16 protein-coding genes and 3 pseudogenes are annotated in these 25,096 nt (G+C 59.9%); 9 read left to right on the top strand and 10 right to left on the bottom strand.

Translation table 11 applies throughout. The features are described from left to right. Positions 1-155 precede the first annotated feature (155 nt). On the bottom strand, positions 156-3,875 hold the full coding sequence (gene metH / locus AO065_RS01525) for a methionine synthase (RefSeq protein WP_004884432.1): 3,720 nt from the start codon (positions 3,873-3,875) through the stop codon (positions 156-158). Positions 3,876-4,031: 156 nt separating this feature from the next. Here metH and AO065_RS01520 point away from each other — a divergent pair, with 156 nt between their 5' ends. From AO065_RS01520 to AO065_RS27680, 5 genes and pseudogenes are all read left to right on the top strand, one after another. Next, entirely contained in the window at positions 4,032-6,335 is a 2,304-nt protein-coding gene (locus AO065_RS01520) for a fatty acid cis/trans isomerase (RefSeq protein ID WP_004884433.1), read from the top strand. 190 nt (positions 6,336-6,525) lie between these two features. Then, positions 6,526-7,548 (top strand): acyltransferase family protein, encoded by a 1,023-nt coding sequence (locus AO065_RS01515; protein WP_004884434.1) that lies wholly within the window; start codon positions 6,526-6,528, stop codon positions 7,546-7,548. Between the two features lie 100 nt (positions 7,549-7,648). Then, the gene (nfuA, locus tag AO065_RS01510; protein ID WP_004884435.1) at positions 7,649-8,242 is read left to right on the top strand and encodes a Fe-S biogenesis protein NfuA; all 594 of its coding nucleotides are present in this window, start codon (positions 7,649-7,651) and stop codon (positions 8,240-8,242) included. A gap of 181 nt (positions 8,243-8,423) precedes the next feature. Then, a pseudogene (locus tag AO065_RS27560) lies at positions 8,424-9,434 on the top strand (PAS domain-containing protein); the annotation flags it as partial. Positions 9,435-9,509: 75 nt separating this feature from the next. Beyond that, positions 9,510-9,698, top strand: a pseudogene (locus AO065_RS27680) (methyl-accepting chemotaxis protein); the annotation flags it as partial. A 116-nt stretch (positions 9,699-9,814) separates the two neighbouring features. Here the strand turns inward: AO065_RS27680 and AO065_RS01500 are convergent. From AO065_RS01500 to AO065_RS01485, 4 genes are read right to left on the bottom strand one after another with little or no spacing between them, the layout of a single operon-like run. Beyond that, entirely contained in the window at positions 9,815-11,791 is a 1,977-nt protein-coding gene (locus tag AO065_RS01500; RefSeq protein ID WP_004884437.1) for an acetyl-CoA carboxylase biotin carboxylase subunit, read from the bottom strand. Further along, complete coding sequence (locus AO065_RS01495) at positions 11,788-12,627, bottom strand: gamma-carboxygeranoyl-CoA hydratase (RefSeq protein WP_032651706.1); 840 nt, start codon at positions 12,625-12,627, stop codon at positions 11,788-11,790. The genes AO065_RS01500 and AO065_RS01495 overlap by 4 nt, the downstream gene beginning before the upstream one ends. 8 nt (positions 12,628-12,635) lie before the next feature. After that, on the bottom strand, positions 12,636-14,243 hold the full coding sequence (locus AO065_RS01490; protein WP_004884440.1) for a carboxyl transferase domain-containing protein: 1,608 nt from the start codon (positions 14,241-14,243) through the stop codon (positions 12,636-12,638). A gap of 13 nt (positions 14,244-14,256) precedes the next feature. Beyond that, positions 14,257-15,420, bottom strand: a complete 1,164-nt coding sequence (locus tag AO065_RS01485; RefSeq protein ID WP_004884441.1) for an isovaleryl-CoA dehydrogenase — start codon at positions 15,418-15,420, stop codon at positions 14,257-14,259. Positions 15,421-15,542: 122 nt separating this feature from the next. Between AO065_RS01485 and AO065_RS27355 the strand changes: the two are divergent. Then, positions 15,543-15,850: pseudogene (locus tag AO065_RS27355) on the top strand (hypothetical protein). A 283-nt stretch (positions 15,851-16,133) separates the two neighbouring features. On the opposite strand, the gene AO065_RS01480 reads toward AO065_RS27355, so the two are convergent. The 3 genes from AO065_RS01480 to AO065_RS01470 form a co-directional block, all read right to left on the bottom strand. Further along, the gene (locus AO065_RS01480) at positions 16,134-17,045 is read right to left on the bottom strand and encodes a hydroxymethylglutaryl-CoA lyase (RefSeq protein ID WP_004884442.1); all 912 of its coding nucleotides are present in this window, start codon (positions 17,043-17,045) and stop codon (positions 16,134-16,136) included. Between the two features lie 17 nt (positions 17,046-17,062). Then, positions 17,063-17,455 (bottom strand): MerR family transcriptional regulator, encoded by a 393-nt coding sequence (locus AO065_RS01475; protein ID WP_004884443.1) that lies wholly within the window; start codon positions 17,453-17,455, stop codon positions 17,063-17,065. Positions 17,456-17,602: 147 nt separating this feature from the next. Then, entirely contained in the window at positions 17,603-18,550 is a 948-nt protein-coding gene (locus AO065_RS01470; protein ID WP_004884444.1) for a LysR family transcriptional regulator, read from the bottom strand. Positions 18,551-18,720: 170 nt separating this feature from the next. On the opposite strand from AO065_RS01470, the gene AO065_RS01465 reads away from it, so the two are divergent. Then, positions 18,721-19,950 (top strand): acyl-CoA dehydrogenase, encoded by a 1,230-nt coding sequence (locus AO065_RS01465; RefSeq protein ID WP_004884446.1) that lies wholly within the window; start codon positions 18,721-18,723, stop codon positions 19,948-19,950. Between the two features lie 207 nt (positions 19,951-20,157). On the opposite strand, the gene AO065_RS01460 is transcribed toward AO065_RS01465, so the two are convergent. Beyond that, on the bottom strand, positions 20,158-21,504 hold the full coding sequence (locus tag AO065_RS01460; protein ID WP_004884447.1) for a substrate-binding domain-containing protein: 1,347 nt from the start codon (positions 21,502-21,504) through the stop codon (positions 20,158-20,160). 127 nt (positions 21,505-21,631) lie between these two features. Beyond that, the gene (xthA, locus tag AO065_RS01455; protein WP_004884448.1) at positions 21,632-22,444 is read right to left on the bottom strand and encodes an exodeoxyribonuclease III; all 813 of its coding nucleotides are present in this window, start codon (positions 22,442-22,444) and stop codon (positions 21,632-21,634) included. 191 nt (positions 22,445-22,635) lie between these two features. Between xthA and AO065_RS01450 the strand changes: the two genes are divergently transcribed. Together AO065_RS01450 and AO065_RS01445 are read left to right on the top strand one after the other, a co-directional pair. Next, entirely contained in the window at positions 22,636-23,307 is a 672-nt protein-coding gene (locus AO065_RS01450) for a GNAT family N-acetyltransferase (RefSeq protein ID WP_004884449.1), read from the top strand. 58 nt (positions 23,308-23,365) lie between these two features. Further along, positions 23,366-25,093 (top strand): autotransporter assembly complex protein TamA, encoded by a 1,728-nt coding sequence (locus AO065_RS01445; protein ID WP_032651708.1) that lies wholly within the window; start codon positions 23,366-23,368, stop codon positions 25,091-25,093. The last annotated feature ends 3 nt before the right edge of the window (positions 25,094-25,096 follow it).

Raw genomic sequence — 25,096 nt, 5'->3', positions numbered from 1 at the left:
GAATCAGCGCCAGGACTCAGCCTTCACCCACGTCGCGATCTGCGGTGTTCATGCCATCGCGCTACAAAAGCGCATCAGTGCCGTTGCTTCACTTTATAGCCCGATGACTTGTGTCTAACGACTAGTGCCCGGCGACGGTCTGACATTGCTGCGGCTTACTCGTCGTAACCCAGGTTCGGCGCCAGCCAGCGCTCGGTCACGCTGAGGTCCTGACCTTTACGGGCGGTGTAGCTCTCGATCTGATCCTTGTCGATCTTGCCGACCGCGAAGTACTGCGCCTGAGGATGGGCAAAGTACCAGCCGCTGACCGCCGCCGCCGGGAACATGGCGTAGTGTTCGGTCAGGAACACGCCGCTGCGGCCAGGGGTGTGCTCGGGCGTGCCTTCCGGCAGCGGGTCCAGCAGGGCGAACAGGGTGCCTTTTTCGGTGTGGTCCGGGCACGCCGGATAGCCTGGCGCGGGGCGGATGCCCATGTACTGCTCTTTGATAAGGGCTTCGTTGTCCAGCGCCTCGTCCTTTGCGTAACCCCAGTAATCCTTGCGCACCTGCTGGTGCAGCCACTCGGCACACGCTTCGGCCAGACGGTCGGCGAGGGCCTTGACCATGATCGAGTTGTAGTCGTCGCCGTTGTCCTGATAAGCCTTGGCCACTTCCTCGGCACCGATGCCCGCGGTGGTGATGAAGCCTCCGATGTAGTCGGTCAGGCCGCTGCTCTTCGGCGCCACGAAGTCGGCGAGCGAGTAGTTGGGCTTGCCGTCTGGCTTGATGGTCTGCTGGCGCAGGTGATGCAGTTTTGCCAACGGCTTGCCGTCTTCGCCATAGACTTCCAGATCATCGTGATCAACCTGATTGGCCGGCCAGAAGCCGAACACGGCGCGGGCGCTGATCAGTTTTTCGTCGATCAGTTTGCGCAGCATCTGCTGAGCGTCGGCGAACAGCGCAGTCGCGGCCTCGCCAACCACTTCGTCGGTCAGGATGCGCGGGTATTTGCCGGCCAGATCCCAGGAGATGAAGAACGGCGTCCAGTCGATGTAGTCGGCCAGCACGTTCAGGTCGATGTCGTTCAGTACCCGGGTGCCGGTGAAGGTCGGCCGGGCAGGGGTGTAGTGTTCCCAGTCGAACTGCGGCTTTTTCGCCACGGCAGCGCCGTAGCTCAGGCGTTCGGTGCGCGAACTGCGTGCCGAGGTGCGCTCGCGCACTTCGATGTATTCCAGGCGCGTCTTCTCGATGAAGGCGGGCTTCAACTCCTTGGACAGCAGTTGAGTGGCAACGCCCACGGCACGCGATGCGTCGGTCACGTAGATGACTGCGTCATTGCTGTACTTGGGTTCGATCTTGACGGCAGTGTGGGCCTTGGACGTGGTTGCGCCACCGATCATCAGTGGCAGGTGGAAGTCCTGACGCTGCATTTCCCGGGCGACGTGCACCATTTCGTCCAGCGAAGGCGTGATCAGGCCGGACAGGCCGATGATGTCGCACTTCTCTTCGCGGGCCACTTGCAGGATTTTCTCCGCAGGCACCATCACGCCCAGGTCGACGATGTCATAGCCGTTACAGCCCAGCACCACGCCAACGATGTTCTTGCCGATGTCATGCACATCGCCTTTGACCGTGGCCATCAGAATCTTGCCCTTGGCCTCCGGCTTGTCGCCTTTTTCCAGTTCGATGAAGGGAATCAGGTGCGCCACGGCCTGTTTCATCACGCGGGCGGATTTGACCACCTGGGGCAGGAACATCTTGCCGGAGCCGAACAGGTCGCCGACCACGTTCATGCCTGACATCAGTGGGCCTTCGATCACTTCGATAGGGCGGCTGAACGACTGGCGCGACTCTTCGGTGTCTTCGACGATGTGGGTGGTGATGCCCTTGACCAGCGCGTGTTCCAGGCGCTGATTGACGGGCCAGCTGCGCCATTCCTCGGTTTCGGCTTCCTTGACGCTGCCATCGCCCTTGAACTTGTCGGCAATCGCCAGCAGTGCATCGGTGCCTTCGGGATTGCGATTGAGCACCACGTCTTCCACGCAGTCGCGCAGTTCCGCCGGGATCTGGTCGTAGATTTCCAGCTGGCCGGCGTTGACGATGCCCATGCTCAGGCCGTTACGGATGGCGTGCAGCAGGAACACTGAGTGAATCGCCTCGCGCACCGGGTTGTTGCCGCGGAACGAGAACGATACGTTGGACACACCGCCGGAGGTCAGCGCATACGGCAGCTCGTCGCGGATGTAGGCACAGGCGTTGATGAAGTCTACGGCGTAGTTGTTGTGTTCTTCGATGCCGGTGGCAATGGCGAAGATGTTCGGGTCGAAGATGATGTCTTCCGGCGGGAAGCCGACTTCATTGACCAGAATGTCGTAGGAGCGTTTGCAGATTTCCTTCTTGCGCGCTTCGGTATCCGCTTGGCCCTGTTCGTCGAAGGCCATGACCACTACCGCCGCGCCGTAACGCTTGCAGAGTCTGGCGTGGTGAATGAACTGCTCGACGCCTTCCTTCATGCTGATGGAGTTGACGATGCCCTTGCCCTGGATGCATTTCAGGCCCGCTTCGATCACTTCCCATTTCGAGGAGTCGATCATGATCGGCACACGGGAAATGTCCGGTTCGCCCGCGATCAGGTTGAGGAAGGTCACCATGGCCTTCTTCGAGTCCAGCATCCCTTCGTCCATGTTGATGTCGATCACCTGCGCACCGGCCTCGACCTGCTGCAGGGCGACTTCCAGTGCTTCGGTGTAGTTGTCTTCACGGATCAGGCGGGCGAAGCGGGCGGAACCGGTGATGTTGGTGCGCTCGCCGACGTTGACGAACAGCGACTGACGATCGATGGTGAACGGCTCGAGCCCCGACAGGCGACACGCCTTGGGAATGTCCGGGATCTGACGCGGCGCATAGCCGGAGACAGCCTGGGCGATGGCCTTGATGTGTGCGGGCGTGGTGCCGCAGCAGCCGCCGACGATGTTCAGGAACCCGCTTTCGGCGAATTCCTCGATGATTTTTGCAGTCTGGCTCGGCAGCTCGTCGTATTCACCGAAGGCATTGGGAAGACCGGCGTTCGGGTGCGCGGACACATGGGTGTTGGCCTTGTTGGCCAGTTCCTGCAGATAAGGACGCAGTTCGCTCGCACCCAGTGCGCAGTTCAAACCCACCGAGATCGGCTTGGCGTGACTGATGGAGTTCCAGAACGCTTCGGTGGTCTGGCCGGACAAGGTGCGGCCGGACGCGTCGGTGATGGTCCCGGAAATCATGATCGGCAGCTCGAAGCCCAGTTCTTCGAACACGCCTTGCACGGCGAAAATCGCGGCCTTGGCGTTGAGGGTGTCGAAAATGGTTTCGATCAGGATCAGGTCCGCGCCGCCCTCGATCAGGCCGCGCGTGGCTTCGGTGTAGTTTTCCACCAGCTCATCGAAGGTGACGTTGCGGTAGCCGGGATTGTTGACGTCAGGCGACAGCGAGCAGGTCCGGCTGGTCGGGCCGAGCACGCCCGCGACAAAGCGCGGTTTGTCCGGGGTTTCAAGGGTCTTGGCATCCGCGACCTTGCGCGCCAGGCGAGCGCCTTCGACGTTCAGCTCATAAACGATGGATTCCATGCCGTAATCGGCCTGGGACACCTGAGTGGCGTTGAAGGTGTTGGTCTCGAGAATGTCGGCCCCGGCGTCCAGGTACTCCTTCTCGATGGCGCCGATCACGTCCGGGCGCGTCAGGATCAACAGGTCATTGTTGCCTTTGACGTCGCTCGGCCAGTCGGCGAAACGCTTGCCACGGTAGTCCTGCTCTTCAAGTCTGTAGCTCTGGATCATCGTGCCCATGCCGCCATCGAGGATCAGGATCCTCTGTTTCAGAGCATTGATGAAGGCTTGATGGCGGGCGCTGCGGTCGGACATGAGGGCTACCTTGAGAAGGTCGATACTTAAAGAAGGCGATAATAGCAAACCGGAACGGATTTGGTGTTGTCGGGGCTTTTGCATGAAAATCGTTCATGTTGAGGCGGTGTGCGGCCTTGTAGAATCGTGAGCTTTTACTCTCAGAGCCCGGTTTCCATGCCGCACCGCTTGCTGGCAGGCATTGTCCTGCTCTTTTCCTGCTGCATGCTTCAGGCCCAGACACCGCCTCCGGTCTCGTCGCCTGCCATTTCCTACGTGCGGGATATTCAACCGATCCTCACCGAAAAGTGCGTGGCCTGTCATGCCTGCAACGATGCGCCTTGTCAGCTGAATCTGGGCAGTGGCGAGGGCGTCAGTCGCGGCGCCAGCAAGATACCGGTCTATCAGGGTGAGCGCACCGAGGCCGCCGCGCCGACCCGTCTGTTCTATGACGCTCGCGACACCGACGCGTGGCGCGGCAAGGGCTTCTACTCGGTGCTGGATGCACAGGGCAGTCAGGCGGCGCTGATGGCGCGAATGCTGGAACTGGGGCGCAGTGCGCCATTGCCTGCCAACAGCAAGATTCCGGACACCATTGCACTGGGCATCAATCGTGAAAACGTTTGCCCGCTGCCCGGCGAGTTCAACGCCTATGCGGCCGCGCATGCCCAGCAGGGCATGCCGCTGGCGGTCGCAGGACTGACTGACGCCGAATACCAGACGCTACAGCGCTGGTTAGCCGCAGGCGCCCCGGTTGAGTCGCAAACGATCACGCCGACGGTCACCGAGGCAAGTCAGATCCTCGCGTGGGAAAACCTGCTCAATCAGCCCGGTGCCAATCAGGCGCTGGTCGGTCGCTGGCTGTTCGAGCATCTGTTTCTGGCCCATATCTACTTCGAAGACGGCGCGGCGGGGCATTTCTATCAGTGGGTGCGCTCACGAACGCCGACCGGCAAGCCGGTTGACCTGATTGCCACACGGCGCCCCAACGATGATCCGGGCAGTAACTTCTACTACCGTCTGGTCCCGGTGCAGGGCGTGATCGTCCACAAGACCCATATCACTTACGTGTTGAGCCCGCAGAAAATGGCTCGGGTCAAGCAACTGTTCTACGCCAACGACTGGAAGGTCAACGCCTTGCCCGGCTACGGACCGGGACATCGGGCCAATCCGTTTCAGACCTTCGAGGCCATTCCGGCCGAGGCGCGTTATGAGTTCATGCTCGATAACTCCGAGTACTTCGTGCGCACCTTCATTCGTGGTCCGGTCTGTCGTGGGCAGATCGCTACCGACGTGATCCGCGATCAGTTCTGGGTGATGTTTCAGGAACCCGGACACGACCGTTACGTGACCGATGCGGTTTACCGGGGCGAGGCGACACCGTTACTGGCCATGCCAGGGCAGAACGATAACGTCGGCAGTGTGCTGAGCCTCTGGCTGTCCTATCGTGATCGTCGCAATGCCTATGAAAACCTGCGGCGCGACACCTACGCGAAGAAACCGCCACCGGGCTGGGGCGATTTGTGGACCGGCAATGACAACGCACTGTTGACCGTCTTCCGCCATTTCGACAGTGCTTCGGTGACCAAGGGGCTGATCGGCAATGTGCCGCATTCGATGTGGCTGTTCGATTACCCGTTGCTGGAACGCACCTATTACCAGCTGGCGGTCAATTTCGACGTCTATGGCAATGTCTCGCATCAGGCCCAGACGCGGCTGTATTTCGACCTGATCCGCAATGGCGCGGAAATCAACTTCCTTCGCCTGATGCCTGCCGACCTGCGCGAAGGTCTGCTCGGCGATCTGTATCAGGACAGCGGCAAGGTCAAGATGTGGCTGGATTATCAGGACATCGACGACGACACCCCCACAGGAATCGGCCTGGACAAGAAAAGCCCGGTACGTGATTTCGCCAACAAACTTATCCAGCGGGTCGGCCCGCTCAACGCGTCGCCCGATCCGATCAATCGCTGTGATGGCGCGTTTTGTTCGCGGCCTGGCCTGAGCAGCAGCTTTGCCCAGGCGGAGCAGGCGCTCAGCCGGTTGACCTCCCGCCCCGCAGCGGGGCTCAAGGTTATTGACCTGCTGCCCGAAGCGACGATGCTGCGTATCGAGGACGGCACCGGCAAGCGGGAGATGTACAGCATGTTGCGCAACCGCGCCCACACCAACGTGGCGTTCTTGCTGGGTGAGTCCTACCGCTATATTCCGGGGCTGGACACGCTGAGCATTTATCCCGGTGTGCTCAGCAGTTACCCGAACTTCATGTTCAACGTGCCGGCTGTCGAAGTGCCCGCGTTCGTCGATGCGATGCAGCAGAGCAAGGATCAGGCGAGCTTTGAACAGATCGTCCAGCGCTGGGGAATCCGGCGGACGCATCCGCTGTTCTGGACGTACCTTCACGACCTGAATCGTTATCTTCAGGAAACCGCTCCGCGTGAAGCTGCGGTGCTCGACATGAACCGCTACGAAAACCTCTGAATCCGTACGTTTCCGCCTGCAGGCCATGAGATATATGGCCTGCGGCCATCTCTGCAAACCTGAACGAATCCCGTTTTCTACGATCTTTTTTTCAAAAATGCGGTCCGAGGGGGGCGCGCCATGGAACCTGTCGCTGACGCGAGCCCGGGTTGCTGGTTGAGTTGAAAGTCAGGCAGTAGAGGTTTTTTGAATGTTGATTTCGGTACAGGCCCTGCGGGCGTTCGCAGCATGGGTGGTGGTATGTCATCACTTCATGCAGATTTTTTACGACTTCAAGGCCAGTGGTCCCATTGGCGAATTCTTTGTCTCCAAAGGCGCCGTCGGCGTCGATATCTTTTTCGTGATCAGCGGACTGGTGATCTTCCTTTCTACCCAGAAAAGCGACATGCCCGCTGGTCGTTTCATCCTGCATCGTCTGATTCGTATCGTCCCTGCGTACTGGCTTTATACCGCCGCCATGGCGCTGTTGCTGCTGGCTGCGGCGCCCATGTTGCCGCATCAGGTCATCGGCTGGCAGAACTTCATGCTGTCGCTGATCTTCATTCCCTCCGAAAATCCCGGCGGTTACGGCTTGTACCCCACGCTGAACGTTGGCTGGACGCTCAACTACGAAATGTTCTTCTACCTGCTGTTCAGCATGGTGTTCCTGTTCAAGCAGCGACACCGGCCACTGATCATCGCAGCGGCGCTGTTTGGTGTCAGTGAGGTGCTGGCGCGTGCGGGGGTGATCAGCCGCTTCTACGGCAACGACATTATTTACGAGTTTCTGCTGGGTATCGGCATCGGCATTCTGTATCGCCGTGGCTGGATCAAGGAGGCGCTCTGGCTGCCGTTGGCGGGCATCGCGGTCGGTCTGTACGCCATCAATCACCTGACCAATGACCAGCGCCTGCTGAACTGGGGACTGCCCAGCGCACTGATTGTGTTGTCCTGTATTTCGCTGGAACCTTACTTCCGTGGCAGCCGACTGCTCAAGGTGCTCGGCGATTGCTCGTATTCGGTGTACCTGTTGCATGTGCTGGTGCTGTACGGCGGCCTGCTGATGGCGCAGCGCTATGGACTAAGTCCCTATCTGGTGTTCGCGTTCTGTGTGCCGGTCATCGCCATTGGCGCATGGCTGAGTTACGAGTGGATCGAGAAGGGGATGTATCGTCGTCTCAAGGACTGGCTGGACGCGCGTCGCGCCGTGCAGCCCGCCAGGGCGCTTTCCTGATGGGTCCATTTCCGACCAGCTCTTTTCCGACAAGAATACTAGGACTTTGTGCGGCGCACTCGATTGGCGTAAACTGCTGGCACGTCTGCGAGGAATTTTCATGACCGCTATCACTATTACCGATGCCGCCCACGATTATCTGGCCGATCTGCTGGAAAAGCAGAACACCCCGGGCATCGGCATCCGCGTGTTTATTACCCAACCTGGCACTCAGTACGCCGAAACCTGCATCGCCTATTGCAAGCCGGGCGAAGAAAAGCCGGAAGACAAGGCGATTGGCCTGAAGAGCTTCACGGCCTGGATCGACGGTTTCAGCGAAGCCTTTCTGGACGACGCTGTCGTCGATTACGCCACCGACCGTATGGGCGGCCAACTGACCATCAAGGCACCTAACGCCAAGGTGCCGATGGTTAACGCCGACAGTCCGATCAACGAGCGCATCAATTACTACCTGCAAACCGAGATCAACCCTGGGCTTGCCAGCCACGGCGGTCAGGTCACGTTGATCGACGTGGTCGAGGAAGACACCCAGAACATCGCTGTTCTGCAGTTCGGCGGCGGTTGCCAGGGCTGCGGTCAGGCCGATGTCACCCTTAAGGAAGGCATCGAGCGTACCCTGCTGGAGCGTATTCCAGAGCTGTCGGGTGTGCGGGATGTGACCGACCATACCCAGAAAGAAAACGCTTACTACTAAGCCGTTCCTTTCCCGGAAAACGCCCTGACCTGTTCAGGGCGTTTTTGTTTCTGGCGAGTGCATCTCCCTCAAGATTTTGTATGAAGTTGTACGCTCATCCCTTCAGTTTTCGTTTTCCATGACGATCTAGTGGCACTGGGCCAAAGGAGGTGGCTGTCAACGTCTGAAGAGTGAGTAATCAATGTCCTTTTTCCCTTTCTGGCGCCGCGATCGTGCTGCGCTCAAGCAGCTGGTTTCGGCCATCGTGAGTGGCGGCAAGCCAAATGTCGCAGGCTGCGCCGAAGCGGTAAGCGTGACTGAAGCCTGGAACCACATCGAAACAACCAACCTGCAGGCGCAGGATCGCATTCGTTCGCTGGAGATTGAACTCGAGCAGGCTCGGCTTATGCTGGGGGAGGCTGCGACGAGCGCTGCTGCGTATGAAACCCGGTTCGATCTGGTGAATCTCGCTTCCAGTGAGGGGCTTTGGGACATGGAGGTCGTGGCGGGCGATCCTGTGAATCCGAAGAATCGGTTCTGGTGGTCTCAGCAGTTGCGCACCCTGTTGGGATTCAACGATGAACGCGACTTCCCCAATGTGCTGGCGAGCTGGGCGGATCGACTTCATCCGGAAGACAAGCAAGCCACGCTGGATGCGTTCGCACGGCATTTGAACGACAAGACGGGGCGTACGCCCTACAAGGTCAAAAATCGCCTCGCCATGAAGAATGGCACCTACCGCTGGTTTTATGCGCAAGGCGAAACGCTGCGCGACGCCCATGGCGTCCCGCTGCGTGTGGCAGGTTCACTGAGAGACATTCAGGACGAGCTCGAACGCGACCGCGCTCATGACGTCATCATCACCCGCTTCGAACTGGCGCGTGAAATGCTCTCTGATGGCCTGTGGGACATGGAGGTTATCGCTGGTGATCCGGTCAATCCTCGAAACCCCTTCTGGTGGTCACCTCAGTTCAGAAGGCTTCTGGGCTTCGAGACCGTTGAAGAGTTTCCCGATGTGCTGGACAGCTGGGCGTCCAGGCTGCATCCCGAGGACAAGGAGCGCAGCCTCAATTCTTTTGGTGCTCACCTGAACGATCGCAGCGGCAAGACGCCGTTCGACATCGAGTACCGATTGAAGATGAAGAGCGGAGAGTATCGCTGGTTCAGGGCCCGTGGTCAGACCAAACGCGATGCGACTGGCGCGCCCCTTCGCGTGGTGGGTGCTTTGGTTGATGTGCATGTTCTGCATGAGCAGGAGGCGCTTCGTGAGGCGGAATCCCAGCACCAGCGCAATCTGGAGGAAAACCTGGCGCAGCTTTCCCAGATCGTCAGCACCATCCAGAGCATTGCGAGCCAGACCAATCTGCTGGCGTTGAACGCTGCCATCGAAGCGGCGCGGGCCGGTGAAGCAGGTCGCGGGTTTGCAGTGGTCGCTGACGAAGTACGCAAGCTCGCGACCCGAACCACAGATGCGACCCAGCAAGCCGTCAGCATGATGGGCCGATAAGCCTTTCTCCGGGTCTGTCATCAGCAGCGTGTGGCCATGAGTATTCATGGCCGCGCGCTGCTGTGCATAGGAGGCTTTCCTGGTTTTCAGGCAAGTTGCTGAACGGATGGCGATTCGTCGAGGGTGACCAGCACAGCCCCTTCGTTGACCATGTCGCCCTCGCGGCAGTGCAGCGCCGTGACCACGCCAGCGGTTGCTGCGCGGATACTGTGTTCCATCTTCATGGCCTCCAGCACCACCAGCAGCGCCCCGGCCTCGACAGGCTGCCCGGACTCCACAAGCACTCGAACAATGCTGCCGTTCATGGGAGCTGTCAGGCCACCGTGCAGGTTATCGCTCAGTCCAGCCTGGGCGATCGGGTCTGGCTGGGTGACCGTGAAGGGCTCGCCGTGCCATTTCAGGTACAGGCTGGCACCTCGACGAATGGCCAGATGCTGAAGCCTGACACCGTCCGTTTCGACACTCAGCGTCTCTGAACCCAACCGATATCGTGATTCGCTGTCATTGCCCAGGCGAACCCTTTTGCGGTCGCCATTGCACTCCAGATGCACGTCGATTTCAGCCGGCATACCTGCGCGAAAACCAGACCTGGCGCTCCATGGCGAGGCGGGGTCGTCTTCGCGGATGCGTTCGGGTTCGCTCTGCCTGAAGGCTTCAGCAGCGGCCTGCCAGAACTCCTCGGACAATGGCCGTTGTTCGGGCAGCAACTGAGCCTGATAGCGTGGGATGAACCCGGTATCCAGCTCGGCAGCGGCGAAGGCCGGGTGCGCGATGATCCGGCGCAGGAACGTCAGGTTGGTCCGCACGCCGCCGACTGCAAACTCATCGAGCATGCCGAGCAGGCGCAGGCGCGCTTCCTCACGGTTTTCACCCCAGGCAATCAGCTTGCCGAGCATTGGGTCGTAGAACGGCGAGATGCTGTCGCCTTCGCAGACGCCACTGTCTACGCGGCGTCCGAAGCCGGGTGTCGATTCTCGATACAGCTCGAGCTTTCCGGTCGCGGGCAGAAAATCATTGGCCGGGTCTTCGGCGTACAGCCGTACCTCGATAGCGTGGCCGATCAGCGGGACCTGCGCCTGGCTGATGGGCAGCGGCTCACCGCGTGCCACGCGGATCTGCCATTCCACCAGGTCGAGGCCGGTGATGTATTCGGTGACCGGGTGTTCGACCTGCAGGCGGGTGTTCATCTCCATGAAGAAGAACTCGCCGCGTGCATCCAGCAGAAACTCCACGGTGCCCGCGCCCACATAACCGATGGCTTGCGCCGCCTTGACCGCTGCCTCGCCCATGGCACGCCGCAACTCGGGCGAAAGGCCGGGGGCGGGCGCTTCCTCGACGACTTTCTGGTGACGACGCTGAATCGAACAGTCGCGCTCGTTCAGGTACAGGCAATGGCCGTGTTGATCGGCAAACACCTGAATCTCCACATGCCGTGGCTGAAGCACATATTTTTCGACCAGCATGCGCGAGTCGCCAAAAGAGGACAAAGCCTCACGCTGGGCAGAGGCCAGGGCTTCGGCCAGCTCGCTATCCTGCTCGACCACCTTCATGCCCTTGCCGCCGCCCCCGGCTGTGGCTTTGAGCAGGACCGGGTAACCGATACGCTCTGCCGCGGCGCGAAAGGTCTCGATGTCCTGTGCAGCACCGTGATAGCCCGGCACCAGTGGCACGCCAGCGTCTTCCATCAGGGACTTGGCCGCCGACTTGCTGCCCATGGCGTCGATGGCCGAGGCGGGCGGGCCGAGAAAGATCAGCCCGGCGCTTTCGATGGCACGGGCAAAGTCGGCGTTCTCCGAGAGGAAACCGTAGCCGGGGTGAATCGCCTGGGCTCCGCTGGCCTTGGCGGCGGCGATGAGCTTGTCGATCATCAGGTAGCTTTCCGAGGCCTTGCTGCCGTCCAGATCGACGCAGATGTCGGCTTCGCGACTGTGACGCGCGTCCCGGTCAGTTGCGCTATGTACGGCAACGGTGGTCAGGCCCATTTTTTTTGCCGTGCGCATGATGCGGCAGGCAATTTCGCCCCGGTTGGCGACCAGCAGCGTGTTCAGTTCAACATGGCTCATGACTGCGAGTCCTTTTCATACGAGGCGCTGTCATCGGCTTGCGCCTGCCAGCCGGGCGAACGCTTGTTCAGGAAGGCGCGCAGACCTTCCTGTCCTTCGGCACTGGTGCGGATGCGCGCGATGGCGCTTTCGCAGTAACGACGCAGGGCTGGGGTCAACTCGCCGCTGCCGACCTCGCGAAGTAGATCCTTGCTGGCGCGCATGGCTTGCGGGCTGTTCAGCAGCAGGTTATCGACCCAAAGGGCGGTCTGCTCGTCCAGCGCCGCCAGCGGGTAGTGTTCGGCGATCAAGCCGATCTGTTGCGCGCGCTCGGCACTGAAGCGTTCCGCCGTCAGCGCATAACGCCGTGCGGCGCGTTCACCGATGGCTTGAACCACGAACGGGCTGATGACCGCAGGCGCCAGGCCGATGCGCACTTCGGACAGGCAGAACTGCGCATCGTCGGCGGCGATCGCCATGTCGCAGCAACTGATCAGGCCCAGTGCGCCGCCGAACGCTGCACCTTGCACCACGGCCAGTGTAGGAATCTTCAGCTTGGCGAGGTTGTACATCAGCTCGGCCAGTTCCCGGGCGTCGTCCAGGTTGGTGTTGTAGTCCAGTTCTGCGGCCTGTTGCATCCAGGCCAGATCGGCACCAGCGCTGAAATGCTTGCCGCGACCGCGCACCAGCAGAAAACGCAAGGCCGGTTGGCTCTGGACCTCGTCCAGCGCCAGGATCAGTTCGCGGATCATTTGCGCGTTGAAGGCGTTGTTCTTGTCCGGCCGGTTCAGCCACAGCGTGGCGAAGCCGCGTGGGTCGTCGATCAGTTCTATTGTCGCGAAGGCAGTCATGGTCATTTCCCGGCTTACATTCGGAACAGGCCGAACGTGGTGGGTTCGATAGGGGCGTTGAGCGAAGCGGAGAGGGCAAGCGCAAGAATGTCCCGGGTCTGCGCCGGGTCAATCACGCCGTCGTCCCACAGGCGGGCGCTGGAATAGTACGGGTGGCCCTGGTGCTCGTATTGATCGAGGATCGGCTGTTTCAGCTCGGCCTGCTGCTGTGCACTGAAGGCCTGGCCGCTGCGTTCGGCCTGTTCGCACTTGACCTGCACCAGCACGCCAGCAGCCTGCTCGCCGCCCATCACGCCGATTCTGGCGTTGGGCCACATCCACAGAAAACGCGGATCGTAGGCGCGGCCACACATGCCGTAATTGCCCGCACCGAAACTGCCGCCAATGATCACGGTGAATTTCGGCACCCGCGCACAAGCAACGGCCGTCACCAGCTTGGCGCCATGCTTGGCGATGCCGCCTGCTTCGTATTTCTGACCGACCATGAAGCCGGTGATGTTCTGCAGGAAGAGCAGGGGAATGCCGCGCTGGCAGGCCAGTTCGATGAAATGCGCGCCTTTCTGCGCGGCCTCGGCGAACAAAATGCCGTTGTTGGCCAGGATGGCGACCGGATAGCCTTTCAAATGGGCGAAGCCGCACACCAGTGTGATGCCGAACAGCGCCTTGAACTCATCGAACACCGACCCATCCACCAGCCGGGCGATGACTTCACGCACGTCGAACGGTTGCTTGGTGTCGGTCGGGATGATGCCGTACAGCTCGTCGCTGGCGTACAGCGGGTCAATGGGCGTCTGTACATTAAGCTGACCCTGCTTGCGCCAGTTCAGGTTCGCGATGCAGCGCCGCGCCAGTGCCAATGCGTGTTCATCGCTGTCAGCGTAATGGTCTGCGACGCCCGAGGTCCGGCAATGCACGTCGGCACCGCCCAGGTCCTCGGCGCTGACCACTTCGCCGGTGGCGGCCTTCACCAGCGGCGGACCGGCGAGAAAGATCGTTGCCTGCTCGCGGACCATGATCGCCTCGTCCGCCATCGCAGGCACGTAAGCGCCGCCAGCAGTGCAGGAACCCATCACCACGGCGATCTGGGCAATGCCCTGAGCGCTCATGTTGGCCTGATTGAAGAAGATGCGGCCAAAGTGTTCACGGTCCGGAAACACTTCGTCCTGACGCGGCAGATTGGCCCCGCCGGAGTCCACCAGATAGATGCAGGGCAGACGGTTCTGCTGGGCGATGGCCTGGGCGCGCAGGTGCTTTTTGACCGTCAGTGGATAATATGAGCCGCCTTTGACGGTGGCGTCGTTGGCGACAATCATGCACTCGACACCTTCGACCCGGCCGATTCCGGCGATCACGCCCGCTGCCGGGACGTCTTCGCCGTAAACCTCGTAGGCGGCCAACTGGCCGATTTCCAGAAACGGCGAGCCAAGGTCCAGCAACTGATTGATGCGGTCACGGGGCAATAGCTTGCCGCGCGACGTGTGGCGCTCTTGCGCTTTCGGGCCTCCGCCTTGCTGAACCTTGCTCAGCAAGGCACGCAGTTCATGAACCTGTTCCAGCAGCGCTGCACGATTGAGCGCGAATTGCGGGTCCCGGAGATTGATGCGGGTATGCAGAATGGCCATAAGGACTCCGGAATCAACGGGTTTCGTTGAACAGTTCGCGGCCGATCAACATGCGGCGAATTTCGCTGGTGCCCGCGCCGATTTCATAGAGTTTGGCGTCGCGCAGCAGACGGCCTGCGGGAAACTCGTTGATATAGCCGTTTCCGCCGAGGATCTGAATGGTGTCGAGTGCCATCTGGGTGGCGCGTTCGGCGCTGTACAGGATCACGCCTGCGGCGTCCTTGCGGGTGGTTTCGCCACGATCACAGGCCTGCGCCACGGCGTACAGGTAGGCACGGCTGGCGTTGAGCTGGGTGTACATGTCGGCGACCTTGCCCTGGATCAGCTGGAACTCGCCGATGCTCTGGCCAAACTGCTTGCGGTCATGGATGTAAGGCACCACCACGTCCATGCAGGCCTGCATGATTCCCGTCGGGCCGCCAGAGAGCACGACGCGCTCGTAATCCAGGCCGCTCATCAGCACCCGGACGCCGCCGTCGAGTGTGCCGAGCAGGTTTTCTTCAGGCACCTCGACGTCATCGAAGAACAGCTCGCAGGTGTTGGAACCACGCATGCCGAGCTTGTCGAACTTGTTGCTGCGGGAGAAGCCTTTCCAGTCGCGCTCGACGATGAACGCGCTGATGCCGTGGGCCGCCTTTTCCAGGTCGGTCTTGGCGTAGATCACGTAAGTGTTGGCGTCCGGGCCGTTGGTGATCCAGGTCTTGCTGCCATTGAGCACATAGCGATCGCCGCGTTTGTCGGCGCGCAGCTTCATCGACACCACGTCCGAACCGGCATTGGGCTCGCTCATGGCCAGCGCACCGACGTGCTCGCCGCTGATCAGCTTCGGCAGATAACGAGCTTTCTGCTCGGGGTTGCCGTTGCGATTGATCTGGTTCACACACAGGTTCGAGTGCGCACCATAGGAAAGCGCTACCGAGGCCGAGCCGCGACTGATTTCTTCCATCGCCACGACATGAGCCAGATAGCCGAGACCGGCGCCGCCGTATTCTTCACTGACCGTGATACCCAGCAGACCCATGTCGCCGAACTTTCGCCACATATCAGCCGGGAACAGGTTGTCTTTGTCGATCTGCGCTGCGCGTGGGGAAAGTTCTGCGCTGACGAAGGACCGCAACTGGTCGCGCAGCATGTCGATGGTTTCGCCCAGGGCGAAGTTCAGGCTGGGGTAACTCATGGGTAGCGTTCCTGTTTTATTCTTGGCGGATAGGCTATGACCTTTACGTTAACGTAAACCTGCGTCGGGGGACTGTCAATGTCGGCGTTGATCGCAACAGGTAGTCAGCGGGGGTGAGGGGAATGTCGAATGTCGGAAAGCACGAAGGGGAGCCTGGGCTCCCCTTCAAGGTTTCTTCTTTATGCTCTTTTTTTGTTTTCGGGAGGCCTGTTGTTGTTTTTGGCAGCCTTGCCCTTCACATCTTTTTTGAGCGATCCCTAAGCAGGACCAAAAGCAAACGTATTTTTTTGAGCGCTGATGACACTTTCATCGTATCGATCCAACCAGTCTGGTAGCCGCCTTGAGGCAGTTTTATTGTTCTCTGTCTGGTTGCGAACGGCTTGCAGGCAAGCAGTTCTGAAAAGCTATCCACTCCAAAAAAATCTGTTAGCTACGCCTCTGTCCGTGTTGTTCTTGTTGTGTCAGAGCCGGTACGTATTGTTTTTATTGGGTTGCTGCGTGTTTTTTTATTTTTGTTGTACCAGAGATATAGCAGGACCCGTGCCAGTTTTACAAAGCCCTTTAAATACGGGGCTTTGGGTGTCTCGCTGCATCACGTGACCTTTAAATGGGTTGTCGATTGTTTCCGTGTTACCCGTTTGCCTCGACAGGACGCGACGGAGGGTAACACTCTGTGACAAGTTGTCGCACTTGGTTACCGACCGGTGACACGCTCATGCAGACAGGCGCGCCCTGGCTACGCGCGAACCGTTGCCGCGCTCAAGCACGTCGCAGATGCGCTGGCCGGCCTGGATCACCTGGTCCAGGTCGACTCCGGTTTCGATGCCCATGCCTTCAAGCATGTACAGCACGTCTTCGGTCGCGACGTTGCCGCTGGCGCCCTTGGCATACGGGCAGCCACCGAGGCCTGCCACAGAACTGTCGAACACGTGAATCCCTTCCTCAAGGCTGGCGTAGATATTCACCAGCGCCTGACCGTAGGTGTCGTGAAAGTGTCCCGCCAGCTTGCCGCGTGGGATCTGGCCGGCCACGGTGTTGAACAGGGCGTGTGTCGCGCCGGGCGTGCCGGTGCCGATGGTGTCGCCTAGCGAGATCTCGTAGCAGCCCATGGCGTGCAGTTCATTGGCGACGGCAGCCACTTGCTCGGGGGCGATCCGACCTTCATAAGGGCAGCCCAGCACGCAGGATACGTAACCCCGGACGCGCAGCCCGTGCAGACGCGCCGCCTCCATGATGGGCGCGAAACGCTCCAGGCTCTCGCTGATCGAGCAGTTGAGGTTGCGCTGCGAGAACGCTTCGGATGCAGCGGCGAACACCGCCACTTCCCGCACGCCAGCCGCCAGGGCGTCTTCGAAGCCTCTGAAGTTGGGTGCCAGCGCCGAATAGATAACGCCCTCGCGGCGCTGAATTTGTTCAAAGACTTGCGCGGACCCGGCCATTTGCGGCACCCACTTGGGCGAGACAAAGCTGCCGACCTCAATGTGGCCGAGCCCTGCGGCGGTCAGGTCATCCACCAGGCGGACCTTGTCCTCGATGCTGATGGGGCGTGACTCGTTCTGCAGGCCATCGCGCGGGCCCACTTCTACAAGGCTTACGTGCTGGGGCAGGGACGTGGGCAAAGGCATGGCGAGGCTACCTGAAGTCATAAGGTTGGAGTGGCGGTTCGATCCAGTGCCGCACGGCAGCGTTCTTCCGCCGTATCGAGTTCAAGCTGCATCTGCTGGATGTCCAGTAACTGCTGTTCGAGCTGATCACGACGTTCGGCGATCTTGCCGAGCATGGTGTGCAGTTGCTTCTGGTTATCGCCGCTGGGGTCGTAGAGCGAGATCAGTTCCTTGCACTCGGCCAGCGAAAAGCCGATGCGCTTGCCGCGCAGAATCAGTTTCAGCGTGACCTTGTCCCGCGCCGAATAGATGCGTTCCATGCCGCGTCGCTCGGGGCAGAGCATGCCTTGTTCTTCATAGAAACGAATGGCGCGGGTGGTGATGTCCAGCTCGCGAGCGAGTTCTGAAATGCTGTAGGCCTGGCTGCTCATGGTCGGCTCAACGATAGACGTAGGGCTTAACCTACGGCCTGCTTGACGTTTACGTCAAGCAGGCACGTTGATGAGTTACCAATACAAAACAGTCTGTTTCAAGCTCGAATCAACTTTAGAATAATGATTTTTATCTATATTAATAAGTCAGTTAAGAGTTAAAGCTGAAGCTTTCTCGAGGTTCTGTTCTTGCGCGGTAACCCGCTGACACAGCTCGATGATCTGCTCGCGCATCCAGCGATTGGCCGGGTCCTGATCCGTGCTTTCATGCCAATAGAGGTGCGTTTCGACTGAGGGCACGTCATTCACCGGCAGGTACACGAAGTGCAGGTCATTGCGCCGGGCGAAGCGTTCCGGCACGGTCATGACCATGTCCGTCTGCTGCAAGACCTGCGTCGCCATCAGATAGTGCTGGGAGCGCAGGGCGATCTTGCGCTGGATGCCCATCTTGCCCAGCGCCAGGTCCACATGCCCCAATCCACTGCGCCGACTCGAAATGTGAATGTGTGCCTGGGCCAGGTAGTCATCCAGTCCGAACGCCGGCTTGCCGGCCAGAGGGTGGCCTTTTCGCATGGCGCAGACATACCTGTCTTCCATCAGCTTGACGTGACGTACCTGCGGATCGGTGTTGAGCGGCGCATCGACTGCGAAATCCAGACGCCCGGCGGCCAGTTCCTTGGTCGTCTCGCGTCGCTTGGACAGAAAGCTCTCGATGGTCACTGCTGGCGCCAGACGCCGCAGACGTTGAAACAGCAGCGGCAGAATCACCGCTTCGGTAAGGTCGGTCATACTGATGCGATAGTTTTTGCTGGCCTGCTGCGGGTTGAATATCCGGCTTTCCTGCACGGACACTCTCAGCAGAGACAGGGCATTGCGCACCGGACCGATGATGTTCTGCGCCATGGGGGTTGGGACCATGCCCTGGGCGGTGCGCACGAACAGCGCATCGTTGAAGGTTTCGCGCAAGCGTGCCAGCGCGTTGGAGACAGCGGGCTGGGTGATGCCGACGATCTGTCCGGCCCGGGTCAGATTGGCTTCGGTATAAATGGCGTCGAAGACAATGAATAGATTGAGATCAACCTTGCTCAGGTTCATTGGTGGAGCGCCTCGTCCTGTTTTTGTGGGTCGTCGCTTGTGCCGCAACGTGGCTTGATCATATATCGGTTATGAATGTTTATACACGCTGAGAATAGATTAGATAAATGTCTGGGCGTTCTCTAGGATCGTTCACATCACAAAGACGCCCTGAAAAAAGGTAGCTGCTCATGGATTTTGCGTATTCCCCCAAGGTGCAGGCCCTGCGTGAGCGTGTGACCGCGTTCATGGATGCCTACGTGTACCCGGCAGAGCCGGTGTTCGAGCGGCAGGTTGCACAGGGCGACCGCTGGCAGCCGACGGCGATTATGGAGCAGCTCAAGGCGCAGGCGAGGGCTGAAGGGTTATGGAACCTGTTCCTGCCCGAGTCCGAGCTGGGTGCCGGGCTGACCAATCTGGAGTACGCGCCGCTTGCGGAAATCATGGGCCGTTCGCTGCTGGGGCCGGAACCCTTCAACTGCTCGGCACCGGACACCGGCAATATGGAAGTGCTGGTCCGTTACGCCAGCGAAGAGCAGAAAGTCCGCTGGCTCGAGCCTCTGTTGCGTGGCGAGATTCGTTCGGCCTTTGCCATGACCGAGCCGGACGTCGCCTCATCAGATGCCACCAACATGGCCGCGCGGGCCGAGCGACAGGGCGATGAATGGGTGATCAACGGCCGTAAATGGTGGACATCCGGTGCCTGTGATCCACGCTGCAAAATCCTGATTTTCATGGGCTTGAGCAACCCGGACGGTCCGCGCCATCAGCAGCACTCCATGATTCTGGTGCCGGTTGACACGCCTGGCGTGAAAATCGTGCGGCCGCTGCCTGTATTCGGTTACGACGATGCGCCCCACGGTCACGCAGAGGTGCTGTTCGAAAACGTGCGCGTGCCTTATGAGCATGTTCTGCTGGGCGAAGGACGCGGCTTCGAAATCGCTCAGGGGCGTCTCGGGCCGGGTCGTATCCACCATTGCATGCGCTCGATCGGTATGGCCGAACGGGCACTTGAATTGATGTGCAAGCGCTCCATCGATCGCGTCGCGTTCGGCAAGCCTTTGGCGAGGCTCGGCGGCAATATCGACAAGATTGCCGATTCACGCATGGAAATCGACATGGCTCGCCTGCTGACACTCAAGGCGGCGTACATGATGGATACCGTGGGCAACAAGGTGGCGAAAAGCGAGATCGCGCAGATCAAGGTTGTGGCGCCCAACGTTGCGCTGAAGGTGATTGATCGGGCCATCCAGATGCATGGCGGGGCGGGGGTTTCCAATGATTTCCCGCTGGCCTACATGTATGCCATGCAACGTACCCTGCGCCTGGCCGATGGTCCTGACGAGGTTCATCGGGCGGCAATCGGCAAGTTTGAGCTGGGCAAGTACGTGCCTGCGGATGTGTTGCGCGGTCGTTCCTGAACCCTCTGACAGGCTGCTGCCCGCGGCAGATAAGCTTCGTTGGAGGCGCCACCAAGCCTTCGACCTGGCGCTGTCGCGCAGCAGATACGGGGCTGTGGGAGGTGGCTTGCCGGCGATGCAGTCGACGCGGTATGTCAGGAAAATCGCGCCATCGTTCATCGCCGGCAAGCCGCCTCCCTCGGTCCGTTGAAATGCCGCGAACCTCAGCTACTCCACCCACACCTCAACCCGCCGGTTCTTGATCCTTCCATCGTCCAGATCATTGGCCGCTACGGGCATCTCATCGCCAAGCCCCAGAATTTCACGAAAGGTCACACCGCTTTTCTGCAGTTCACGGCGCACGGCCATGGCTCTGAGTCTTGAAAGCAGTACCGCGCGCTCCGGGTCGCTCTTGGCGTCGCCGAAGCCGACCAGCGTGACATGCTGGTCAAGCTTCCCGTTGGCCTTCAGGTATTCCACCACGCGCTTCAGATCCAGCTGGGCCTTGTTGTCCAGCCGCGCGCTGCCCTGGGCGAAGCGGAAGTTGACCGAAAGACGCTCGGCCTTGCGGGTCAGGGACTGGTAATCGACCGGCATCTGGCTGGTTGTCGAGACCTTGACCGCCTGCACGGTCTGCGCGACGAACCCGTTCTGCGCTACGATGGCCTGACCCTCTGCGCTTTGAGCGAACTGCACCAGCGCCTCAGCCCAAGGCTGTTGTTTCAGTGGCGGCACATAGAAGAACAGGCGCCTCGACAGCGGATAATCCTCGGTGGCGATCAGGTTGACCGTCGGCAGCATGGGCTTTGAATCACCATCGGCGATCGCGATGGCACGTGCGCGACGAACGTAGGGCAGGCCGATGAACCCGATACCGTTACGGTCTTTGCTGACCTCATCGGACAATTGCTCGCTGGACTCGAACCGTAGCGCGGCTTTGGACAGGCTCTTGCCCTGCTTGGCCAGCACCAGTTCCTTGAAGGTTTCCCAGGTCCCGGATTTCTCGTCGCGTGCGTAAAGCCGGATCGGGCCGGTTGTGCCGCCGACCTCGCTCCAGTCCCGGACCTCGCCTGAAAAGATCCGCGCCAGCTGCCGGGTATCCAGCACGCGCAATGAATTGGCTGGATGCAGAATCACAGCCACACCATCGATGGCAATGACTTGTTCTCCGGCAGTGCTTTGAAGGTCACCCAGTCTTGCGAGGTCCGCAGCCTCCTGGGGCTTGATCGGGCGTGAGGAGGAGGCCATGTCGGCCATCCCTGCATTCAGCGCCTCGAATCCGGTGCCTGAACCATGGGCGGCGACTTCTACCCGAACGGGCTTATCCCTGCCGGGCATCGTGCCTACAATACGCTGTTCATTGGCGGCGTCGCCCGGCAAGGTCTGCACGGCTTGCAGACCCTGTTGCCGCATCAGACCTTCGACCAGCGCTGGCCCGAGCTGGGCGTTGATGGTATTGGAACCTTGAATGCGCAGCGCGGGCGAATCGTCAGTCGGCATCGGCAGCAGGGGAGCCGCGACGCTGGGAAGAGTGGCGCTTGCAAGGAGCAGCGCCGCAAGCAGAGCGCGCAACATCGGCGGCACCTTGAATGAACGGAAGTGCCGAGAGAATAAGACAGGGACGTTACTGCAAAATGACAGTTTTCATGTCGGATGAGGCGCTACCTGCCCGGAATGTCGGGCAGGCGCTTGTGCTCGGCTGTCAGTTGAGTTCGAGCCAGATCGGCGCGTGGTCCGATGGCTTTTCCATGCCGCGCAGATCGTAATCCACCCCGGCAGCCTTGATGCGAGGCTGCAGGCCGCTGGAGGTCATGATCAGGTCGATCCTGAGGCCGCGCTTGGGTTCGTCTTCAAAACCTCGGCTGCGGTAGTCGAACCAGCTGAACCGATCGACGACTTCCGGGTGCAGGTGCCGGAAACTGTCCACCAGACCCCAGTTTTTCAAGCGTTCCATCCACTCGCGCTCTTCGGGCAGGAAACTGCATTTACCGGTTTTCAACCAGCGCTTGGCGTTGTCCGGACCAATACCGATGTCGCAGTCCTCTGGCGAAATATTCACGTCGCCCATCACGATCAGCGGCTGCTCATTGCTGAAACGGGTTTCCAGCAGCGTTTGCAGATCGTTGTAGAAACGCTGTTTTGCGGGAAACTTGGTGGGGTGGTCGCGGCTTTCTCCCTGCGGAAAATACCCGTTCATGATGGTAATGGCCTGGCCGTCGGCATTGGCATAAGTGCCCCAGATGAAGCGCTTCTGTGACTCTTCGTCGTCGCTGTCAAAGCCCTTGTGCAGTGCCAGCGGTGCCTGGCGCGACAATAGAGCAACGCCGTAATGACCTTTCTGTCCGTGAAAATGGACGTGGTAACCCAAGGCTTCGATCTCCGCCTGCGGAAACTGCTCATCCGAGACCTTGGTTTCCTGAAGACCGATCACATCAGGCTTATGCTTCTCGATCAGCGCTGCCAGCTGATGCGGTCGAGCGCGAAGCCCATTGATGTTGAACGAGACGATTTTCATAAAACGGCAGTCCTGAAGAAAAACAAACCGCGATGCTAGCTGACCTGTCGGCTCAGGGCCAGTAGAGCGGGCTGCCGAGCTATATCGAGCCTGTCGGACAATTTGTTTGAACTGTCGCAAGGTGCCATCACTCGAAACGATGCTTGCCCAAGTGCTGCGCAATAGCAGTCCCGTCATTATGAGGTCCGTACATGTCCCAACCTGCTGCCATCCGGGGCGAAATTCGCCAGCTCGACAGTGGTTATGCCCGTGAAACCCGTGCCTTGCTGTTCCGTGCGTACCGTAACGATCCGACCTTCGCTTATGTCTTCAACTCGCAGCGCTCGGGCTTCGAGAACCGTATTCGCGAAACCATCCGCCAGCTGGTCAAGCAGCACTTCCTGCAGAACCAGCCCGGGATGGGGCTGTTCATTGATGATCGTCTGGTGGGCGTGGCGCTGATTGCGCCGCCGCAGCGTCGTTTGGGCATCACTGAAAGCTGGGCATGGCGATTGCGCATGGTAGTAGGGACTGGCCTGAGCTGCACACAACGCTATCTGGCTTATTACAATGCAGTGCTGGCCTGTGTCCCATCGGAGACCGTACATGTGCTGCCGTTGATCGGGCTGGAGCCTGAGTTTCAGGGGCAAAAAACCGGACAGGAACTGAGCGAGCAACTGCTGCAGGCGCTACACGACTGGTGCTCGGAAGATGAAAATTCAGAAGGCATCGTGCTGGACACCGGAAACCCGCGCTACCTTGAATTCTATAAGCGACAGGGCTATCAGGAAGTCGGCGAGATCGCAGTAGGACCGGTCCGGGAGCATGTCTTTTTTCACCCCAACCCTAAGGCTCCATTGCCGATCCATGACGTAACGGTTTGAAACACCGTTGTTTTGGGGCTTTCAGCGTAGCTTTCAAGTCGTGCTAGCATCCTTGCCCATGAAGCTTTTCAGAATATGCAGTGGCGGTGTGCTTCTAATGTCTTTGAGTGCTGCGGCGCTGGCCGACGCACGCCTTGATGTGCAGATCACGCCCGCCAACCCGGACCTCAAAGCCAACATCGAAGGTTATGTCGGTGAGCTTGGCGAGCGTAATGCCCAGGCGCTGCGCAACTTCAGTCTGGGTGCGGAACAGCAGGCGGAAAAGGCAGCTCAGGCGCTTGGTTACTACCAGGCGCAGATCGACAGCGAAATTCAGGACGGTGAAAACCCTCGCCTGGTCATCAAAGTCTTGCCGGGTGAGCCTATCCGCTTGCGCAACGTGGTCGTCCGGGTCGAGGGTCCGGCCGCGTCCCTGAAAGCGTTCAAGGTGCCGCGGAGCGATGCGCTCAAGGCCGGTGCCGTTCTGAACCATGGTCATTATGAAGACGCCAAACGGCTGATACAGAATCAGGCGTCGCGCTACGGCTTCTTCAGCGGTCGTTTCACGAGTCAGCGTCTTGCCATTGATCCGCGTGCTGGAGTAGCGGACATCGAACTGGTGTATGACAGCGGACCCCGCTATTCGCTGGGCAAGGTGATGTTCAGTGGTGATTCGCCCTTCGACGAAGATCTGCTCAAGCGAATGGTGCCGTTCAAGGAAAACACGCCTTACGATTCGCAGTTGATTGCGGAGCTGAATCAGGCGATGCAGGCAAGCGGCTATTTCGAGGGCGTGCGCGTGGACGCAGCACCGACCGCAGCGGTCGGTCAGGTTATCCCGGTCACGGTTCAGCTTGAAACCCGCAAGCCACGCACCATGGGGCTGGGTCTGGGTTTCTCCACCGACGTCGGGGTCAGAGGCAAGGCCAACTGGACCCGGCACTGGGCCAACGCCCAGGGTCACAGCTATGGGTTCGAGTCTGAACTCTCGGCCCCTCGGCAGAACGTAGGCCTTTGGTACGACGTGCCGCTCGATCCGCCGTTGACCGACAAGCTGCGTTTCGCGGGCGGCTATCAATACGAAGAGATCGCAGGTACCGACAGCCTCAGCAAGCTGCTGACCGTCGGCCCCGAATGGCATAGCAAATTGCCCAGTGGCTGGGAGCGGGTGATTTCGCTTAAATGGCAACGCGAGGAATACCGGCTCGGCGATGATTCCGGTCTGAGCACCTTGCTGATGCCGGGCATCAGCTATTCCTATCTGCGCAGCGACGACCGCATCGACCCGCACAAAGGCTACCGGCTGCAATTCGATGCGCAAGTGGCCAAGGAGGGGTTGGGGTCCGACGCCAACCTGGTTCGCGGCAACGTGCTGCTCAAAGGCCTGACCACCGTCGCACAAAATCACCGCTTCCTCGGGCGCGTGCAGTTCGGCGGCAACTTCACCGATGGCTACACCTCGATACCCCCGTCACTGCGCTTTTTCGCGGGTGGCGATCAGAGCGTGCGTGGTTATGACTATCAGACCCTGTCACCGACCAATTCCGATGGCGACCGGATCGGTGGGCGCTACATGGTCGCAGGCAGCGTCGAGTATCAGTATTCCATTGCCGAAAAATGGCGACTGGCGACCTTTGTCGATCAGGGCAACTCGTTCAACAACCTGGATCTGCCGAGCCTGAAAACCGGCGTCGGCTTTGGTGTGCGCTGGGTTTCTCCGGTCGGACCGCTGCGTCTCGATCTGGCGCATCCACTGGACGATGATGGCGGCGTTCGTCTGCACTTTTCCATGGGGCCGGAGCTTTGACGA

The sequence above is a fragment of the Pseudomonas viridiflava genome (assembly GCF_001642795.1).
Taxonomy (GTDB): Bacteria; Pseudomonadota; Gammaproteobacteria; order Pseudomonadales; family Pseudomonadaceae; genus Aquipseudomonas; species Aquipseudomonas viridiflava.
The sequence above is the reverse complement of the archived record's forward strand: the minus strand, read 5'-3'. Positions and strand labels throughout refer to the sequence as shown.

What these genes read in the sequence shown, in the direction of transcription:
- metH (WP_004884432.1), bottom strand. Translation starts at nt 3,875, where the DNA reads ATGTCCGACCGCAGCGCCCGCCATCAAGCCTTCATCAATGCTCTGAAA.
- AO065_RS01520 (WP_004884433.1), top strand. Translation starts at nt 4,032, where the DNA reads ATGCCGCACCGCTTGCTGGCAGGCATTGTCCTGCTCTTTTCCTGCTGC.
- AO065_RS01515 (WP_004884434.1), top strand. Translation starts at nt 6,526, where the DNA reads ATGTTGATTTCGGTACAGGCCCTGCGGGCGTTCGCAGCATGGGTGGTG.
- nfuA (WP_004884435.1), top strand. Translation starts at nt 7,649, where the DNA reads ATGACCGCTATCACTATTACCGATGCCGCCCACGATTATCTGGCCGAT.
- AO065_RS01500 (WP_004884437.1), bottom strand. Translation starts at nt 11,791, where the DNA reads ATGAGCCATGTTGAACTGAACACGCTGCTGGTCGCCAACCGGGGCGAA.
- AO065_RS01495 (WP_032651706.1), bottom strand. Translation starts at nt 12,627, where the DNA reads ATGACCATGACTGCCTTCGCGACAATAGAACTGATCGACGACCCACGC.
- AO065_RS01490 (WP_004884440.1), bottom strand. Translation starts at nt 14,243, where the DNA reads ATGGCCATTCTGCATACCCGCATCAATCTCCGGGACCCGCAATTCGCG.
- AO065_RS01485 (WP_004884441.1), bottom strand. Translation starts at nt 15,420, where the DNA reads ATGAGTTACCCCAGCCTGAACTTCGCCCTGGGCGAAACCATCGACATG.
- AO065_RS01480 (WP_004884442.1), bottom strand. Translation starts at nt 17,045, where the DNA reads ATGCCTTTGCCCACGTCCCTGCCCCAGCACGTAAGCCTTGTAGAAGTG.
- AO065_RS01475 (WP_004884443.1), bottom strand. Translation starts at nt 17,455, where the DNA reads ATGAGCAGCCAGGCCTACAGCATTTCAGAACTCGCTCGCGAGCTGGAC.
- AO065_RS01470 (WP_004884444.1), bottom strand. Translation starts at nt 18,550, where the DNA reads ATGAACCTGAGCAAGGTTGATCTCAATCTATTCATTGTCTTCGACGCC.
- AO065_RS01465 (WP_004884446.1), top strand. Translation starts at nt 18,721, where the DNA reads ATGGATTTTGCGTATTCCCCCAAGGTGCAGGCCCTGCGTGAGCGTGTG.
- AO065_RS01460 (WP_004884447.1), bottom strand. Translation starts at nt 21,504, where the DNA reads ATGTTGCGCGCTCTGCTTGCGGCGCTGCTCCTTGCAAGCGCCACTCTT.
- xthA (WP_004884448.1), bottom strand. Translation starts at nt 22,444, where the DNA reads ATGAAAATCGTCTCGTTCAACATCAATGGGCTTCGCGCTCGACCGCAT.
- AO065_RS01450 (WP_004884449.1), top strand. Translation starts at nt 22,636, where the DNA reads ATGTCCCAACCTGCTGCCATCCGGGGCGAAATTCGCCAGCTCGACAGT.
- AO065_RS01445 (WP_032651708.1), top strand. Translation starts at nt 23,366, where the DNA reads ATGAAGCTTTTCAGAATATGCAGTGGCGGTGTGCTTCTAATGTCTTTG.